The organism is Stenotrophomonas sp. GD03958 (assembly GCF_029839005.1).
Lineage (GTDB): Bacteria > Pseudomonadota > Gammaproteobacteria > Xanthomonadales > Xanthomonadaceae > Stenotrophomonas > Stenotrophomonas hibiscicola.
In genome coordinates this window covers 1-15,592 of record NZ_JAOBZT010000010.1, presented here as the reverse complement: position 1 = coordinate 15,592, position 15,592 = coordinate 1, and the positions used below count along the sequence as shown (strand labels likewise).

The 15,592-nt window shown below is 64.6% G+C and carries 15 protein-coding genes; 8 read left to right on the top strand and 7 right to left on the bottom strand.

Features of this window, described 5'->3' with window-relative positions:
* Positions 1 to 207: 207 nt before the first annotated feature.
* Positions 208 to 1,161, top strand: a complete 954-nt coding sequence (locus N5C25_RS04920) for an alpha/beta hydrolase (RefSeq protein ID WP_251101837.1) — start codon at positions 208 to 210, stop codon at positions 1,159 to 1,161.
* An 826-nt stretch (positions 1,162 to 1,987) separates the two neighbouring features.
* Positions 1,988 to 3,493, top strand: a complete 1,506-nt coding sequence (locus N5C25_RS04915) for a S1 family peptidase (protein ID WP_279936537.1) — start codon at positions 1,988 to 1,990, stop codon at positions 3,491 to 3,493.
* Positions 3,494 to 3,615: 122 nt separating this feature from the next.
* Here the strand turns inward: N5C25_RS04915 and N5C25_RS04910 are convergent, their stop codons facing one another.
* Positions 3,616 to 6,264: an excinuclease ABC subunit UvrA gene (locus N5C25_RS04910; protein WP_279936536.1), complete on the bottom strand. Its 2,649-nt coding sequence runs from the start codon at positions 6,262 to 6,264 to the stop codon at positions 3,616 to 3,618.
* 177 nt (positions 6,265 to 6,441) lie between these two features.
* Between N5C25_RS04910 and N5C25_RS04905 the strand changes: the two genes are divergently transcribed.
* From N5C25_RS04905 to N5C25_RS04895, 3 genes are all read left to right on the top strand, one after another.
* On the top strand, positions 6,442 to 6,720 hold the full coding sequence (locus N5C25_RS04905; protein ID WP_021202427.1) for a hypothetical protein: 279 nt from the start codon (positions 6,442 to 6,444) through the stop codon (positions 6,718 to 6,720).
* 123 nt (positions 6,721 to 6,843) lie between these two features.
* On the top strand, positions 6,844 to 7,098 hold the full coding sequence (locus tag N5C25_RS04900; protein WP_005409683.1) for a hypothetical protein: 255 nt from the start codon (positions 6,844 to 6,846) through the stop codon (positions 7,096 to 7,098).
* Entirely contained in the window at positions 7,095 to 7,517 is a 423-nt protein-coding gene (locus tag N5C25_RS04895; RefSeq protein WP_005409684.1) for a low affinity iron permease family protein, read from the top strand. The genes N5C25_RS04900 and N5C25_RS04895 overlap by 4 nt, the downstream gene beginning before the upstream one ends.
* A gap of 3 nt (positions 7,518 to 7,520) precedes the next feature.
* On the opposite strand, the gene N5C25_RS04890 is transcribed toward N5C25_RS04895, so the two are convergent.
* Positions 7,521 to 9,038, bottom strand: coding sequence for an FAD-dependent oxidoreductase (locus N5C25_RS04890; RefSeq protein WP_345781913.1), 1,518 nt, complete (start codon positions 9,036 to 9,038; stop codon positions 7,521 to 7,523).
* A 223-nt stretch (positions 9,039 to 9,261) separates the two neighbouring features.
* Here N5C25_RS04890 and N5C25_RS04885 point away from each other — a divergent pair, with 223 nt between their 5' ends.
* The gene (locus tag N5C25_RS04885) at positions 9,262 to 9,510 is read left to right on the top strand and encodes a hypothetical protein (protein ID WP_279936534.1); all 249 of its coding nucleotides are present in this window, start codon (positions 9,262 to 9,264) and stop codon (positions 9,508 to 9,510) included.
* Here the strand turns inward: N5C25_RS04885 and ligD are convergent.
* Complete coding sequence (gene ligD, locus N5C25_RS04880) at positions 9,499 to 12,048, bottom strand: DNA ligase D (RefSeq protein WP_279936533.1); 2,550 nt, start codon at positions 12,046 to 12,048, stop codon at positions 9,499 to 9,501. The two genes, N5C25_RS04885 and ligD, sit on opposite strands and share 12 nt — an antisense overlap.
* 13 nt (positions 12,049 to 12,061) lie before the next feature.
* Positions 12,062 to 12,238, bottom strand: coding sequence for a DUF3606 domain-containing protein (locus tag N5C25_RS04875; protein WP_251101843.1), 177 nt, complete (start codon positions 12,236 to 12,238; stop codon positions 12,062 to 12,064).
* A 247-nt stretch (positions 12,239 to 12,485) separates the two neighbouring features.
* Here N5C25_RS04875 and N5C25_RS04870 point away from each other — a divergent pair, with 247 nt between their 5' ends.
* Entirely contained in the window at positions 12,486 to 12,983 is a 498-nt protein-coding gene (locus tag N5C25_RS04870; protein ID WP_019659711.1) for a DUF892 family protein, read from the top strand.
* A gap of 39 nt (positions 12,984 to 13,022) precedes the next feature.
* Here the strand turns inward: N5C25_RS04870 and N5C25_RS04865 are convergent, their stop codons facing one another.
* The 3 genes from N5C25_RS04865 to N5C25_RS04855 are packed head-to-tail and all read right to left on the bottom strand — an operon-like array spanning position 13,023 to position 14,981.
* Positions 13,023 to 13,757, bottom strand: a complete 735-nt coding sequence (locus tag N5C25_RS04865) for a DNA-formamidopyrimidine glycosylase family protein (RefSeq protein WP_262213673.1) — start codon at positions 13,755 to 13,757, stop codon at positions 13,023 to 13,025.
* The gene (locus N5C25_RS04860; protein ID WP_262213674.1) at positions 13,750 to 14,517 is read right to left on the bottom strand and encodes a DUF72 domain-containing protein; all 768 of its coding nucleotides are present in this window, start codon (positions 14,515 to 14,517) and stop codon (positions 13,750 to 13,752) included. The genes N5C25_RS04865 and N5C25_RS04860 overlap by 8 nt, the downstream gene beginning before the upstream one ends.
* Complete coding sequence (locus N5C25_RS04855) at positions 14,514 to 14,981, bottom strand: BLUF domain-containing protein (RefSeq protein ID WP_345781912.1); 468 nt, start codon at positions 14,979 to 14,981, stop codon at positions 14,514 to 14,516. The genes N5C25_RS04860 and N5C25_RS04855 overlap by 4 nt, the downstream gene beginning before the upstream one ends.
* A 302-nt stretch (positions 14,982 to 15,283) precedes the next feature.
* On the opposite strand from N5C25_RS04855, the gene N5C25_RS04850 reads away from it, so the two are divergent.
* Positions 15,284 to 15,592 (top strand): KGG domain-containing protein (locus N5C25_RS04850; protein ID WP_279936531.1); only part of this gene is annotated, 309 nt, incomplete at its 3' end.

Below are 15,592 nucleotides of genomic sequence, written 5' to 3'. Positions count from 1 at the left end.
CGGCTGCAATGCCACCATTGCAAGCGCCTCTGGCTCGTTCGGTAGCGCGCAGGCCCAGGTCGGGCAGCTTCGGATGATCATCCAGTCGACCCCACTGTGGATCCGTGCACTCAGGACGATCTATCAAGAAATTCGGACTTGTCATATCCCTGGCTCCTGATTGCAGGCGCAAAGTACGTCTCACCACCCACCCATGAGAGTTCCCGCATGAACACCTTCGCCCGTACGCTGGCGGTTGCCGCCCTCGCCCTCTCGGTCCAGGCCGGCCTGTCCGCGCAGGCCGCCGAACCGGCCAAGCCGGTTCCGGTCACCGCCATCGCGCGCACCGCCAGCTACATCACCACCGCCGACGGCGTGCAGCTGTACTACAAGGACTGGGGCCCGAAGGACGGCCCGGTCGTGACCTTCAGCCATGGCTGGCCGTTGAATTCGGACAGCTGGGAATCGCAGATGATCTTCCTGGCCGACCATGGCTACCGCGTGATCGCGCACGACCGTCGCGGCCACGGCCGTTCCAGCCAGCCGTGGGACGGCAACGACATGGATCACTACGCCGATGACCTGGCCGCGGTGATCAATACGCTGGACCTGCACGATGTGACCCTGGTGGGCTTCTCCACCGGTGGCGGCGAAGTGGCGCGCTACATCGGGCGGCATGGCACCGGGCGGGTGAAGAAGGCCGTGCTGATCAGCTCGGTACCGCCGTTCATGCTGAAGACCGCCGACAACCCCAACGGCCTGCCGATCGAAGTATTCGATGGCATCCGCAAGGCACAGATGGAGAACCGCGCGCAGCTGTACCGCGACATTCCGTCGGGCCCGTTCTATAGCTTCAACCGCCCCGGCGCGAAGGTGTCGCAGGGACTGATCGATGCGTGGTGGGCGCAGGGCATGCAGGGCGGCCACAAGAACACCTACGATTCGATCGCCGCGTTTTCGGCCACCGATTTCCGCGCCGACCTGAAGAAGTTCGATGTGCCCACCCTGGTCATCCACGGTGACGACGACCAGATCGTGCCGATCGATATCTCAGGCCGCCAGTCGGCGAAACTGATCAAGGGCGCCAGGCTGATTGTCTACCCGGGTGCGCCGCATGGCCTGACCGACACCCACAAGGACAAGGTCAACCAGAACCTGCTGACGTTCCTGCAGGAAAAGTGAGTGGCAGGGGCTCCGGCACTGCGCCGGAGCCAATCCCATACCAGAGTGTCTGCCCTGGCGCGCGCCCGTTCCAGGCCAGACTCAGCCCTGCGCGGATTCGGAAGGTGCGGGATTCATCCAGGTCCGGCTGCAAGGGCTTGAAAATGGTAATGCCAGAACCTCGGTTTCTGCCGGCAATGCCCCACCCCTGCTTCGCATGAGAAATCCGCGCTACAGGGATGGAGAGGGCAGCCCGAAAATGCACGTTCGTGAAGGTGGTCACAGTTGATGACAGGGAAAGTCAATACCTTCAGATCCGCTGCAACTTAATTGCTGATACTGCGATTTGATTCCAGGCGGTGCAACTACCGGTTGTGACATGGAGGTGGGGGATGTGCATGGTCTCTGGCAGCTCTTCAGCAATGCTTTCGGCTCTACTTTTTCTGATGGCTACCTGCGGCGCATCCGCGGCCCCGTCGGCAAGCGCCAAGGATGCCCGAGCACTGGTACTTGTCACGCTCTCGCCTGCCCAAAGCAGGGTCCTTGCAACGGGACTGCTCAGGGGGGTGCTGAAACCAATCAATGGTTGTGTCTACTTCGTGGACCCAGGTGGCACGGCATATCTTGCAGCATGGCCACATGGCTACACGCTGGCCATGAAAGGAGGTGCTCCCATAGGGGTGCAGGACGTACGATCTGGCGGAATAATGGAATTCGGGCTCGTTGCACCATTCGGAGGGGGGCATGGCAGCGAACTGCTCCGTTCGAGTCTCGCTGCGAGCATCCCGGCCGGCTGCACGGGCCCACTCATGACGATTCACTTGATGCGTCAGGCAAAGGAGCAGCCATGATCCATCTGCGCACGAAATCCATTCGCGCCCTGGCACTGTCCGCCCTCGGTGCGCTCGCGTTCTCCCTGCATGGCCAGCCGATAACTGGCAACCCCACGGCACACACCTACTCGCGAACTTTCAATGTATCTGAGGCCGAAGCAAAATACAGATCGATGAAATCGATCTCTGCGGCAGCGCTGGAAGCCAGGATTCAGACGTCTGAGCCGGACACGTTTGGTGGCTTGTACGTTGAGCACAAGCCAGAATTCAAAATCGTAGTGCTGTTCACAAAGAAGCCGAGAGAGACCCTGGCAAAGTACACGCAGGATCCTGTTTTTACCGGCCGCACGTCCTCTCAATCGTTCGAGATGCTCTTGGCGACCCAGGCCGAGGCGGAGGCCCAGCTTCTCGCAAAGAAGGTTGGGTTCGAGTCGGGAGTCGATATCAAGCGGTCCATTGTGACCTTTTACGTGAGGGATGAGGCGGCCGCTAGGCGTGCACTCCGGCCGCTGCTGGGCGCTGTTGATTTCATATCGATCAAGCAAGTGAAAGGCTTTACGATCACTACCGCCATCTCCGGCGGCCATAAGCTGACCGGTACTGCTTTCAATTGCACCACGGGCTTCAACGTCTTCGACGCAGATCGCGAGCTCGGCGTCCTCACGGCCGGTCACTGTGACAATACGTTGACCTATCAGGGCATTACCGCGCCTCTCGTTTTCCAGAGCGAGCAGAACGTAGGCGACTACGATGTCCAGTGGCACAAGGAGCCGCCCAGAGGCCCACGCCACGCACAGAAAAATGAAATCACCCTGATCAATGGCCCGTCGCAGACGCTCGAAATAACCAGCACGCTCCCCTCCAGTTCGATGCATGTGGGGGATGTGATCTGCAAGAGTGGAATTCATGGCCACTACGCATGCGGGACCATTGAAGATATGAACTCAAGGTCCAATCATAATGGAGCCATTGGCAGGTACATCCGTGCGCGCAACCTTTCCCCAGGCCCTCTCAGCGTCGAAGGTGACAGCGGTGGGCCGGTCTTTTCGAACAATGCGGCGGTCGGCGTTATTCACGGCAGGGGCGGTGAAGACACGGGATTTGAGAATGACCTGTTCTACATGCCCATCGAGCGGGTTTCAGTGCTTGGCGTTTCCGTATTGACGGAGGCCTTCAAAATTACCGGCATCGCAGATCGTACAGAGAATTATTTCAGGCCATTTTCCGTTCCGGTTGCGTACAAGGGGGTTCCCAAGTTCCCAATAGAGTTGACACTGGAGCGCCCCGTGTGTCCGAGCGGGCCCTGCGAACCCGCGACGGAAACGTTGCCGGACAAGATGCCCTCCCCGCTCAGCTACACATGGACCTGCTTCTATCCCATCGTGCTCTACCCGCCTCCCGTCATCCCACCGCCGCCTCTCACCTGGAGGGAGCGGGTCACGCTGAAAGACGCATCAGGAATCACTGCCGATCCAGTTGAGTACAACCTGCACTGCAGTGGATGTCCTGATTGCCCATAGGCTCACAGGTGCTGGCTGATGTGCCGGATGGATCGGGTGCCGCAGATGCTCACTGACAAGGTGTCTGATTGTGGTGATGTGGCGCTGTGTATTGGAGAGCGCTAGCCGAGCATGGCTCGGCTCTACAGTGGAGCCAGCTCGCGCGCAAGGAACGGCGCGGTCCTGCTGCCCTTGGCGCGGGCGACCTGCTGTGGTGTTCCCTTCGCCACGATGGTGCCGCCCGCGCTGCCTGCGCCAGGCCCGACATCAATCACCCAGTCCGCCTGTGCGACAGAACGCATGTCGTGCTCGATCATCACTACCGTGTTGCCTGCGTCCACCAGCCGCTGAAGCTGCACCAGCAGCCTGTCAGCGTCTGATGCATGCAGGCCGGTGGTGGGCTCGTCCAGCACGTACAGCGTGCGCCCGCGCTGGCTGCGCTGCAGCTCTGTGGCCAGCTTGATGCGTTGCGCCTCACCCCCTGAAAGCTCCGTGGCCGGCTGGCCCAGCCGCAGGTAGCCCAGGCCGATCTCCTGCAGCAACTGCAGCGGGCGGGCGATGGCCTCTTCCTCGGCGAAGAAGCCATGGGCCTGGTCCACCGTCATCTGCAGCACCTCGGCGATGTTGCGGCCGTTCCACTGCACCTTCAGCGTGGCTTCGTTGTAGCGGGCGCCATGGCAGGTGGGGCACGGCGCATAGACGCTGGGCATGAACAGCAGTTCGACGCTGACGAAACCCTCGCCTTCGCAGGTCTCGCACCGGCCCTTGGCCACGTTGAACGAAAAGCGGCCCGCATCGAATCGGCGGCGGCGCGCGTCGGGTGTCGCGGCGAACAGCTTGCGCACGTGGTCGAACAGGCCCGTGTACGTAGCCAGGTTGGAGCGTGGCGTGCGGCCGATGGGCTTCTGGTCCACCTGCACCACGCGCTGGATGGCGTCCACGTCGCCGGCCAGCTGGCCGCGCGTGGCTTCGATCACGGTGGGTCCATCCGTGGGCGCGCTGTCGGCGCTGTCATCTACCGTCTCGTGCCCCAGGTGCAGCAGTATCAGCTCTGGCAGCGCCTGCGCCATCAGGCTGGATTTGCCCGATCCGGAAATGCCGGTCACTGCAGTCAGCAATCCCAACGGCACCTGCGCATCCACACCGTGCAGGTTGTGGCGATGGATGCCTTTCAGCGCCAGCCAGCTGTTGGCACTGCGCTGCCGGCTGGCCGGCGCGGGCACCCGGTCGAACAGGTACTGCGCCGTGCGCGAATCCTGAACGTTGCGCAGGCCATCGGGCTCGCCACTGTAGAGAACGCGTCCGCCATGCTCTCCTGCCTGCGGGCCCACATCCACCAGCCACTGCGCGCGGCGTATCAGCTCCAGATCATGTTCAACGACAAACACCGAGTTACCGCCGTCGCGCAGCCGTTCCAGCGCGTCGTACAGCGCCTGGCTGTCGGCCGGATGCAGGCCGGCCGAGGGTTCATCCAGCACGTACAGCACGCCGAACAGCAACGAGCTGAGCTGGGTGGCCAACCGCAGGCGCTGCAGCTCGCCGGCCGAAAGCGTGGGCGTGGCGCGATCCAGCGAGAGATAGCCCAGGCCGAGCGCGCGCAGTTGCCCCACCCGCGCCATGACCCCACCCGCCAGGCGTTGTGCCGCCAGGCGCTTTTCCTCAGACAAGGCTGAGGTCAGGCGCACGTCGGGGGCGCCTTCGTGGGTCGCGCGGCCACTTGCTGCCCGCTTGGCGCGATCGCGGGGCGTTGCACGCCTGCTGGTACGCGCGCCGTGGCTGTGCGCACTGAAGTCGCCCTGCGCGATGGGCTCGAGCAACGCCGCCAGCTGGTCCAGCGGCAGCCGCAGGAACTCGCCGATGTCCACGCCGGCGAAGGTGACCGAGAGCGCTTCCGGTTTCAGGCGCTTTCCGTTGCAGGCGGGGCACAGCCTGCCTTCCATGTAGCGCGACACACGCTTGCGCATCAGCGCGCTCTGGGTGTTGGCAAAGGTGTGCAGCACGTAGCGGCGTGCGCCGGTGTACGTGCCCATGTAGCTGGGCTCCAGCTTGCGCTTGAGCGCGGCGCGGGTCTCGGCGGGCGTGAAGCCGGCATAGACCGGCACGGTCGGGGTTTCCTCAGTGAACAGGATCCAGTCGCGGTCCTTCTTCGGGAGCTTCTTCCACGGCACATCGATGTCGTAGCCCAGTGTGACCAGAATGTCGCGCAGGTTCTGGCCATGCCATGCCGGTGGCCAGGAGGCGATGGCGCGCTCGCGGATGCTCAGCGATGGGTCCGGCACCATCAGCGCTTCGGTCACCTCATAGACGTGCCCCAGGCCGTGGCAGGTGCTGCAGGCACCCTGTGGGGTGTTGGGCGAGAAGTCTTCGGCGTACAGCATGGGCTGGTGGGCCGGGTAGGCTCCCGCCCGCGAGTACATCATGCGCACCAGGCTGGACAGGGTGGTCACGCTGCCCACCGATGAGCGTGCATTGCTGGCACCGCGCTGCTGCTGCAGGGCGACCGCCGGTGGCAGCCCGTCGATGGCATCCACATCGGGCACGCCAGCCTGGTCGATCAGCCGGCGTGCGTAGGGCGCGACGGATTCGAAATAGCGACGCTGCGCCTCGGCGAAGACCGTGCCGAAGGCCAACGAGGACTTGCCGGACCCCGACACGCCGGAGAACACCACCAGCGCATTGCGTGGAATGGAGACATCGACATTGTTCAGGTTGTGCTCGCGCGCACCGCGGACCTCGATGCGGCCGCTTGCTGCGGCAGCACATGACGACTCGCCAAAGGGGGTGTTGGACATCTCAGCATTCCTGCAATCGGTGGGCGGATCGCGCATGGTGCGCCCGCGGGGCCATTGTCGCCGCTGCGGAGTGAATGGCGCGAGGGCGCCGGAGGCGGGATGTTGTCTTCACCTCCCCTTCGTACGGCGTTGCCCAGCCAGGGGCTAGCGTGGGGTGCCCACACATCGGAGGCCCTCATGCACCCCGACGTACTTGGCTGGGCCGCCACGGCGGTGCTGATGGCAACCCTGATCCGGCAGATGGTGAAGCAGTGGCAGTCGTCCCACCCGGAAGCCGTATCCAGGTGGTTGTTCGCGGGCCAGATGACCGCTTCTGCGCTGTTCACGGTGTACAGCGCGATGCTGGGGAGCGTGGTCTTCGTGGTGACCAATGCGATGCTGCTGTTGACGGCGGTGGTGGGCCAGGTGATGGCGTGGCGCCGCCGCGGCCGACGCCGGGCTCCTCCACCCTGCTGATTGTTAACGCGTGTTGCCTGAAGGTTTGACGCCACGTTGCCCCGCCCTTGATGGGGCCGCTCACAGCGCACTCCTATGCTGGGCCCGCCACCTGAGGGGTGGTGATCAACCTGGAGATTCACCATGCAACGCGATCAGAAAGACCTCCCCCACCCGGACGCGGAAGCGCAGCGCCCCGATCCTGTCAGCCCGCTGCAGGCAAAGCTGCACAACCACCGCAATCATGACGAAGCGCTGCAGGAAACCTTCCCTGCCAGTGATCCGATCTCCCCCTTCGTCGCCGCGCCAACGCCGGAAGAGCAGGCCAAGCGCCTGGGTGAGCGGGTCAGGCTGCCAGATCGTCGAACGGATGAGGAGGCCGCGGGAGGTGACGAGTGATCCGGCGCGGCTTCGCCCGGGTCGCGGCCGCGACGGCACGATTGTCCGGCAGCCTGGGCGCATTCGTCGCGGCGCTGGGGGTGATCATCACCTGGGCCGCCAGCGGGCCGGCCTTCCACTTCAATGATACGTGGCAGCTGGTGGTGAACACGGGAACGACCATCGTGACCTTCCTGATGGTGTTCCTGATCCAGCATACGCAGAATGCCGATACGGCCGCGCTGCACATCAAGCTGGATGAACTGATCCGGGTCAGCAAGGACGCCAACCAGGAGTTGTTGAACCTGGAGTCGATGGAGCCGGCGCACCTTGAAGAGATTCGCCAGCGTTACGAGGCACTGGCGAAGACCGCTGCAGACATCAAGTCCAAGAAGGAACGCTGCATGCCCTGCGAGGCGGATGCGGCCGCCGAAGCCTGAGGGTCACCGCTGCAGCGGCTGCTCCGCCTGCAGCGGTTCTGGCGTGAGGCCCTGCCGGGCGGGGCCTTCCAGCAGCGCCCCGGTGGCGGAAAAGCGGCTGCCGTGGCATGGGCAATCCCATGTGCGTTCATGGCCATTCCATTGGACAACGCACTTGAGGTGTGGGCACAGCGCCGACATCGCGTGCAGCTGGCCGTGCTCATCGCGGTAGACGGCGGTCCGCTTTCCATCCACGTCCAGCAGTGCGCCACAGCCACGGCTTAACTCGCTGGGTGAGTGCGACGGCGCAGCACCAAGGCGATCTCCCACCATGTGCCGTGCAACCGTGCCATTGGTACGGGCCCAGCCGGCCGCCGAGCGCACTGGCGTGAAGCGCATGGGGCTTAGCAGCTTCTCGATCTCGCTGGTCGTGCCCATGATTCCCTCGGTGATCGCACGAGCGGCCACGCCCGCCCAGGTCAAGCCATCGGGACCATAGCCGGTGGCGACCCACACATTGTCGTGCGCGCTGCTGCCGATGTAGGGCAACTGGTCGGCTGCACGGAACTGCTGCGCCGACCAGCACAGCGGTTCGCCCTGCACGGTGAAGTTGCGACGCGCGTCGGCGACCAGATGCTGTGCCGGATCCATCACCGGGGTTTCGCCGGTGCGATGTGTCTCGCCGACCAGCACCAGCCAGTCGCGGCCATCAGTACCGCGCACCCCGCGCAGCGAACGGTGCCGATCGGCGATCCAATGAATACCTGCCGCTGGAGGATTGGCAACCGGTACCGCCACGCCGTACTCGCGGTACACCTCCATCTCGGCCTGCACCAGGTTGAACCCTGCTGGCGAGTGGGTGGCGAGCACGAAGTGCCTGGCATGGATGCGGCCGCCAAGGGCGGTGGCAACGCCTGCTGATGCCTCGATGCTGTTGATCCGGGTCCAGTCGTGGATGCGCACCCGGCCCACTAGGTGTCGCGCCAGCTCCCTGCAGAAGGCCGACGGATCCAACTGCGCCTGATCGGGAACACGGAACGCGTGGCCCAATGCGAATGGCAGCCCGGACTGCTGGTGTTCGCACTGCAGGCCGACGCGCTGATAGGCCTGCAGTTCACGCTCGAATCGCGTCGTGACCTCACGCGTGCGCTCCTGCATGCCGTACTGCATGGCCACGCGTTCGAAGCCGCAACGCAGATCGTAGCGATGAACCAGCGTTTCCATGGCGCGCAGCGCCTGCTGCCGCCACTGCACGATACGACTGGCCGTGTCGCCGCCCCAGCGCGAGACCAGTTCTGCCAGCCGGGAGACGGGCGCGTAAAGATTGCCCGTGGACATCACCGTATTGCGCCCGCCGATGGGCCCTGCATCGACCACCAGCACATCCAGCCCGGCATCGGCCAGGCGGGCCGCTGTCAACAGGCCGGTCATGCCGGCGCCAACCACCAGCACGTCCGCCCGCGTGGTTCCGGCAAGTGGGCGAAAGCTGTTCGAATCGCTGTCACGGGACCATAGGCTGGCGCGCGGTAACGGGTCGGTCATGAAATGCACCCTTGCAGAGTCAGCTGGAAGCCTTCCCTGATACGCCGCCGGGGGTGAAACAGCCGTGGTGCGTCCGTGCAGAAAATCCTCACACGCGTAGCCGTAGCGATGCCGAACAGGGGGTGGTGAACGTCGCGTAGACGGCACGCCTGCGTCCGCTGTGCGGCCCACAACACCCTCCTTGCGGTGCGGTTGCCAGCTTGCCCGGAAGGAGGAACCCGCAGTGAGCACGCACCTGGAGCTCGACCTGATCATCGCGCAAATGGAGGAAATGCTGCCGGAATGGGCGGCGTTCTACCCCGAGCAGCAGTTCATGCGCATGCTCGCCGAAGCGCTGGACTACATTGCTGCCAGTGCGGACCCGGAGGCCCGGCTGTACTGCGTGATGCGCACCGGGCACCTCCATCTGTGCAGCGGAGAGATTCCGTGGCCGGCGGGCCATGGAGGCCCTGGCCGTTTGCTACGGGTCTGACTGCGCCCATCGCGCGAGATTCTGTTTCACTTGCCCGATGCCGGCCCACGGGTCCTTGCGGCGTCGTTTGAGCTTTGCCGGCACATCCTTGATCGTGAACCCGTCGGCGCGCTTGAGTTTTGACAGATCACTCCATGCAATCGGCAGCGCCACCGGCGCCCCCGGCCTGGCCCGCAGCGAGTAGGACGCGACCGCCGTTGCACCGCGCCCGTTGCGCAGGTAGTCGACGAAGATCCGCTTGTTGCGCAGGCTTTTGGTGGCCGTTGCCACGAACCGCTGGGGCTCGGATTGCGCCAGCGCTTCGGCGAAGCCTCTGGCGAAGCGCTTGGTCAGGTCCCAATCACATCCCGGATCGAGCGGCACGACCACGTGCAGGCCCTTGCCGCCGGATACCCGCAGGAACGACTCCAGTTCCAGCTGCGCCAGCAGTTTGCGGATGTCGGTGGCCGCTTTCCTGACCTCGGCAAAGGGAACGCCGGTTCCTGGATCCAGATCGAACACCACCCGGTCGGCCTTGTCGGGCGTTTCGGCGTGGCTGCCCCACGGGTGGAATTCCAATGCGTTGAACTGCACCAGTTCCAGCAGGCTGGCCGGGTCACGCACCACCAGGTAATGCGCGTTCACCCCGCTTTCTTCCTTGAGCTTTACTGCGTCGACCAGCTCCAGCCCGGCCGTATGGTGTTTCTGGAAGAAGCAGGGCTTTGTGGCGCCACTGGGGCATCGGATGATCGAGAGCGGGCGGTCAATCACCTCGGGAAGCAGGTGCTCCATCACTGCCGTGTAGTAGTCCCACACGTCCTGCTTGGTGTAACCGTCGCCGGGGAACAGGATCTTGCCCGGCGAGGACAGCGATGGCGGCGCGCGATCCGCCACCGGTGCCAGCCTGGTCTTGCGCGCAGGCCGCGGGGGTGCCGGTGTGCGCGCCGCCGCCAGGGCCGTTCCAGCGCGATCGGAATCGGCGAGGTTGGCGATATCCTTGTCCGCGCGCACCGCCTTCAGCGACGCCTGGCGCAACAGCTTCTGCCCGCCGATCCCGCGGTAGAAGACCTCCACCACGAATCGCGGCTCGAACCAGGTAGCAGCGCGCAGATCGGTGTCCTGGGTGGGCACGTACGCGGTTGGCTTGCGGCCGCCACCGCCCTTGATGCGCTTGCTGATGTCGCCGATCAGCTCGTCCGAGAACCCGGACCCCACCCGGCCGGCGTAAAGCCAGCCGTGCTCCGCATCTGGACGGGCCAGCAGCAGCGCGCCGAAGCCGGCACGGCTGCCTTTGGGTGCGGTGTAGCCCACCACCGCAAACTCGTCGCTGGCCAGCTGTTTGGTCTTGCGCCAGTCATCACTGCGGCCGCTGTGGTAGCTGCCGTCGGCGCGCTTGGAAATGATGCCTTCGAAATGCTGCTCACCGGCCAGGCGATAGGCCTCGTCGCCATCGCCCTGCACATGGGAACTGAACGCCAACGGGCTGCCCTGCCCTTCCAGCATGGACTGCAGCAAGGCCTTGCGCTCCAGGAGCGGCGCATCGGCGACGTCCACGCCATCAAGATGCAGCAGATCAAACAGGGCATACGTCAGCACGCCCTGGCGCTCGCCGGAGAGCGTGGCCTGCAGCAGGTTGAAGTCCTCCTTGGTGCCGGCGCCGGCGATGAGCTCACCGTCCAGTGCGGCTGAAGTCAGGCCCAGCGCCGCCACTGCGTCACGTATCTCGGGGATCTTGCCGGTCCATTCCAGTGCATTCCGGGACCACAGCTGCACCTTGCCCTTGGCGACCGTGGCGAGGATGCGGTACCCGTCCCACTTGATCTCGTGGACCCACTGCTCGCCCTGGGGCGGCGCGTCTCCCAGCTTGGCCAACTGCGGTTCGAATGGACCGGACGGCGCTGCGGCCTTTCTTGCCTTGCTGAGCGCCAGCGCCTTCTTCGCCCAGTTCGTTCGCCGGGTACGCTTGGCGGGTACCGCGGTGAGCCGCTTCTTCGCGTTCTTGCCTGACCCGGCCCGCTTCAGATCCTCCGCGGGCGCTTCAGCGACATCCGCCAGCAGATCATCTGCCTCGATGTCGCTGGCAAATTCGTCGTCGTCCTTGAACAGCAGCCACTGCGGCTGGCGCGCCGGCTTCCCGGAGCGGACCAGATGCCATCCGCCCTTCAGTTTGGCGCCGAACAGTTCGAATCGCAGATGGCCCTTGGCGAGCTGCGCTTCCGGGTCGCCCTGCGTCGCCCACACGCCATGGTCGAACTGGGCCACATGGCCACCGCCGTACTGGCCTTTGGGGATTTCGCCTTCGAAGGCCGCATAGTCGACAGGATGATCTTCCACCTCCACCGCCATGCGCTTGACCTTCGGGTCGTAACTGGGCCCCTTGGGCACGGCCCAACTCTTCAGCGCGTCCCCTACCTGAAGGCGGAAGTCATAGTGCCTCCGGCTGGCATGGTGCAGCTGCACCACGAAAATGGCGCGTTGCCCTTTCGGCAGCGCCTTGCCCGGCTCGGGCTCCTTGGTCTTGTCAAAACTGCGCTTGCGGCGGTACTCGACCAGGGACATGGGCAACTCCGCGCTATTTTCCCAGATGCTTGCGGACAGCAACGGCGGTGGGTCCTACCGCCGCCACAGCAGCACGAAGTTCCTCGGCGGACACGCCCAGCGTGGTGGTCCAGTAATGCAGCTCGTAATCTTCGTTGACGTTGATGCGATCCCGGTCCGGGCGACCGGTCTTCTGCTTGTCATCGCTCATGGGAGTCTCCACGCGTGGTCGGGCGTGAAGTGACCGTACCGGCCGGTACATGGGCACGAGGCGATGCCATTGTGAAGCCATGGCGAAGGCCTAGCGGCACCGGCGCCAATTCGAGTGGCGGATCCCGCATCGTGAAGGGCACGCGCACGGTTCGCGTGGACCTTCACATGCCGCCTTCACCTGGCACCTGCCTGATCGCAACCGGGAAGACCCTACGCTGATCGCTCCACTCACTGCGGAGCCCAGTATGGCTATCAAGACGGCGGAAGACCTGTTCATCCACGAACTCTCGGATATCTACAGCGCCGAGAAGCAGCTGACCAAGGCCCTCCCACGCCTGGCCCGTGCGGCCGAGAATCCGGATCTGGCCACGGCGTTTGAGACGCACCTGGAAGAGACCCAGGGCCAGATCGAACGCATCGACCAGGTTGTCGAGATCCTGGGCATTCGCCTGAAGCGCATCAAGTGCGCGGCGATGGAGGGCCTGGTGGAGGAAGGCAAGGAAGTGATCGACAGCATCGACAAGGGCCCGGTGCGGGATGCTGCGCTGATCGGCGGCGCGCAGAAGGTCGAGCATTACGAGATTGCGTCCTACGGGACCATTGCCGCGCTGGCCAAGCAGCTGGGCTACAAGGACGCCCTGCCGCTGCTGCTGGAGACGCTTGAGGAAGAGAAGGCCACCGACGAAAAGCTGACCCTGCTGGCCAAGGGCGGCGGCAACGCCAAGGCCGCGCAGGCCGCCTGATCGGCGCGCCTTGGAACCCGGCTGCCACGGACGGCGGCCTCAGTGCCCGTAGAGCACCTGATCATTGGGGCAGAAGAACGTGCGCCGCCGCGTGGTCCCCATGTAGAGCTTGCTGATTGGGCCACCGCACAGGGGACAGACCTTCTTCGTGTGCACCTGCCAATGCTTCTTCAGTTCGAAGCGCCGCTTCCATTCCAGGAAGTCGAAGCTGTAGGCGCGCGCCTGTTCGATCAGCGCGGTAAGCCTGCGTGGCGGCAGGTCGCCCAAGCGGGTGGCGGGATGCACGCCTATCCGGAACAGCACCTCGTTCTTGATGATGTTGCCCACGCCGGCAAAGACCGCTTGGTCCAGAAGCGCGTCACAGACCATGACGTCCGGCAGGGCCTTCAGCTTGCGCCGGGCCAACTTCGGATCCCAGACATCGTTCATGACGTCCGCGCGCCAATCGTAGACATCGTCCAACGGCTCGTCGATCAGCCGCACGGAACACGCATAGAAGTTCAGCTCGCCATTGTCGAACAGCAGGGATACACGCGCCGGGGTTGGCTTCCGTTCGTCGATGCGCCAGCTGCCGAACATCATCAGGTGGATGCGCAGCGTGTGGCGGCTGAATTCCAGCAGGAAGTGCTTGCCCCAACTGCGGACCGCCTTGACCCTTCGGCCCTGCAGCGGCGACAGGTCGATGCGGCTGTTTCCGGAGACGGTGCGGACCACGTGCCCTTTGAAATGGCTAGTGGCTTCGCGCAGCAGTAAGATGGAAGGACCTTCAGGCATGGGCGTTCTCCTGCAGCAGCGCCTGCAGGCGCAGTGCGTTGCCGGTGGCATGGCCCAGTGCTGTATTGTCCAGTACGAACCAGGCCGGCCGTTGCGCATCAGCTTCGCGCCGCAGCCCTTGCGCCAGTTCCGCCAGGGCCTGTTCGCTGTACGCACTGCGATAGATCTGCGGCTGGCCGTGCCAGCGCCAGTAGCTCCACGCACGATCACCGCCGGGAACCGCTGCCGCCGGCACACGTGCCGGATCTGCGGCTACCCGTGCAACACCATGCGCGCTCAGAAGCGCATCCACTTCCGGCGTGAACCAACTGGGGTGGCGCGGCTCGCACGCCACATCGGCCTGGGTGCGCGCGCGCAGGCCCCGCAGGAATGCGCTGGCCGTGGCCGTGTCGTACACCAGGCTCGGCGGCAACTGCAGCAGCAACGGACCGAGCTTTTCACCCAGCTCCAGCACGCCTTCAAGGAACCGCTCGAGCGGTTGCATTGGGTCGCGCAGCCGACGCTCATGACTGATCTCTCGCGGCAGTTTCACCGCGAACCGGAAGCCCTCCGGCACGCTCGCCGCCCATCGCGCGTAAGTCCTGGGCTGGTGCGATCGATAGAAGGAAGAGTTGATCTCCACCATCGACAGGCGAGTGGCATAGCGCTGCAGTAGGCTGTCGCCCGCGCCGAACGCTTCCTGATCCGCCCGCGGCAGCGACCATCCCGCACAACCGACGCGTGCTGGGCCGGACGCAACCGGGGCGGCTGTGGCCTTCATCGTGCCAGCTGCCCGTCTGGTTCGATGATGCCACCCGCGCTTGCTTCCGTCTGCGATTGCGAGACCGACAGTAGTCGATCCAGGGCGCTGGTGCCCGACTGCAGCGCCGAGGCGCTGCGCACGAAGCCGGTCCAGTCGGAAATGGCGATCTTTCCCAGCGCGAGCTCATCCACCCGCACGCTGCGCATTCGCCAGCGCGGAAACTGTCGGCGACCCACCCTGCCCCGGTTCAGTTCGACGATTCCGCTGTGGCTGCTTGCAGCCAGAATGCGCGTGTACACCGCCTTGACCCCTGCGTCCGGGCCTTCCAGGTACTGCAGGAAGCGCGAGCCATCGAACAGCAATGTGCCGGTGACATCGGCGGACTCGTTGAACTGCACCGCCTCCGCCACGAGTTGCTGCAGCCGCTGTTCCGTCAGGTTGCGGGAGGCTTCACTTACATAGGCAATCGCTCTGAAGGGCATGGCACCACCGGTTGTTGCAGACCGCTCTACCTTAGCCACACCGATCGTACGCGCGGTGAGACCGGTGTGGAGGCTGCGTCGAACTGTGGCGTGTACCTTCCGCATCGCGTTGACGCACGGTTGGGCCGCGGAACGTGTGTCTGCCACTGTGCGCACGCGTGCAGGGATGTTCGTGGAGGACGGATGAGGAATCAGAGCCTTCCGGATGACACGACGTTGGCGGTCATGCCACCGCCGTCTAGCGCCGGATCTGGAAGATGGTCGCTGCCGCCAATGAGGCGGCTGAACCCAAGGAGACTTCCATGGCCAACCAGAACCAGAACCAGGGCACCAGCAACCGCGGTTTCGCTTCGATGGACGAGGACAAGCAGCGCGAGATCGCCGCCAAGGGTGGACGTGCCGCGCACGAGTCAGGCAACGCCCACGAATTCAGCTCGGAAGAAGCACGCGAAGCCGGCCGCAAGGGCGGCGAAGCAGTGAGCCAGGACCGCCAGCACATGGCTGACATCGGCCGCGAAGGCGGCCAGAACAGTCGCGGTGGCGGCAACCAGGGCGGCAACCAGGGCGGCGGGCAGCAACAGCAGGAACGCGGCGGCGGCAACAACCGCGGT

Excerpts from the sequence above, each read along its gene's own strand:
- N5C25_RS04860 (WP_262213674.1), bottom strand. The coding sequence starts at position 14,517 with ATGAAGGCCACAGCCGCCCCGGTTGCGTCCGGCCCAGCACGCGTCGGT.
- N5C25_RS04865 (WP_262213673.1), bottom strand. The coding sequence starts at position 13,757 with ATGCCTGAAGGTCCTTCCATCTTACTGCTGCGCGAAGCCACTAGCCAT.
- N5C25_RS04890 (WP_345781913.1), bottom strand. The coding sequence starts at position 9,038 with ATGACCGACCCGTTACCGCGCGCCAGCCTATGGTCCCGTGACAGCGAT.
- ligD (WP_279936533.1), bottom strand. The coding sequence starts at position 12,048 with ATGTCCCTGGTCGAGTACCGCCGCAAGCGCAGTTTTGACAAGACCAAG.
- N5C25_RS04870 (WP_019659711.1), top strand. The coding sequence starts at position 12,486 with ATGGCTATCAAGACGGCGGAAGACCTGTTCATCCACGAACTCTCGGAT.
- N5C25_RS04900 (WP_005409683.1), top strand. The coding sequence starts at position 6,844 with ATGCAACGCGATCAGAAAGACCTCCCCCACCCGGACGCGGAAGCGCAG.
- N5C25_RS04920 (WP_251101837.1), top strand. The coding sequence starts at position 208 with ATGAACACCTTCGCCCGTACGCTGGCGGTTGCCGCCCTCGCCCTCTCG.
- N5C25_RS04910 (WP_279936536.1), bottom strand. The coding sequence starts at position 6,264 with ATGTCCAACACCCCCTTTGGCGAGTCGTCATGTGCTGCCGCAGCAAGC.
- N5C25_RS04855 (WP_345781912.1), bottom strand. The coding sequence starts at position 14,981 with ATGCCCTTCAGAGCGATTGCCTATGTAAGTGAAGCCTCCCGCAACCTG.
- N5C25_RS04905 (WP_021202427.1), top strand. The coding sequence starts at position 6,442 with ATGCACCCCGACGTACTTGGCTGGGCCGCCACGGCGGTGCTGATGGCA.
- N5C25_RS04915 (WP_279936537.1), top strand. The coding sequence starts at position 1,988 with ATGATCCATCTGCGCACGAAATCCATTCGCGCCCTGGCACTGTCCGCC.
- N5C25_RS04875 (WP_251101843.1), bottom strand. The coding sequence starts at position 12,238 with ATGAGCGATGACAAGCAGAAGACCGGTCGCCCGGACCGGGATCGCATC.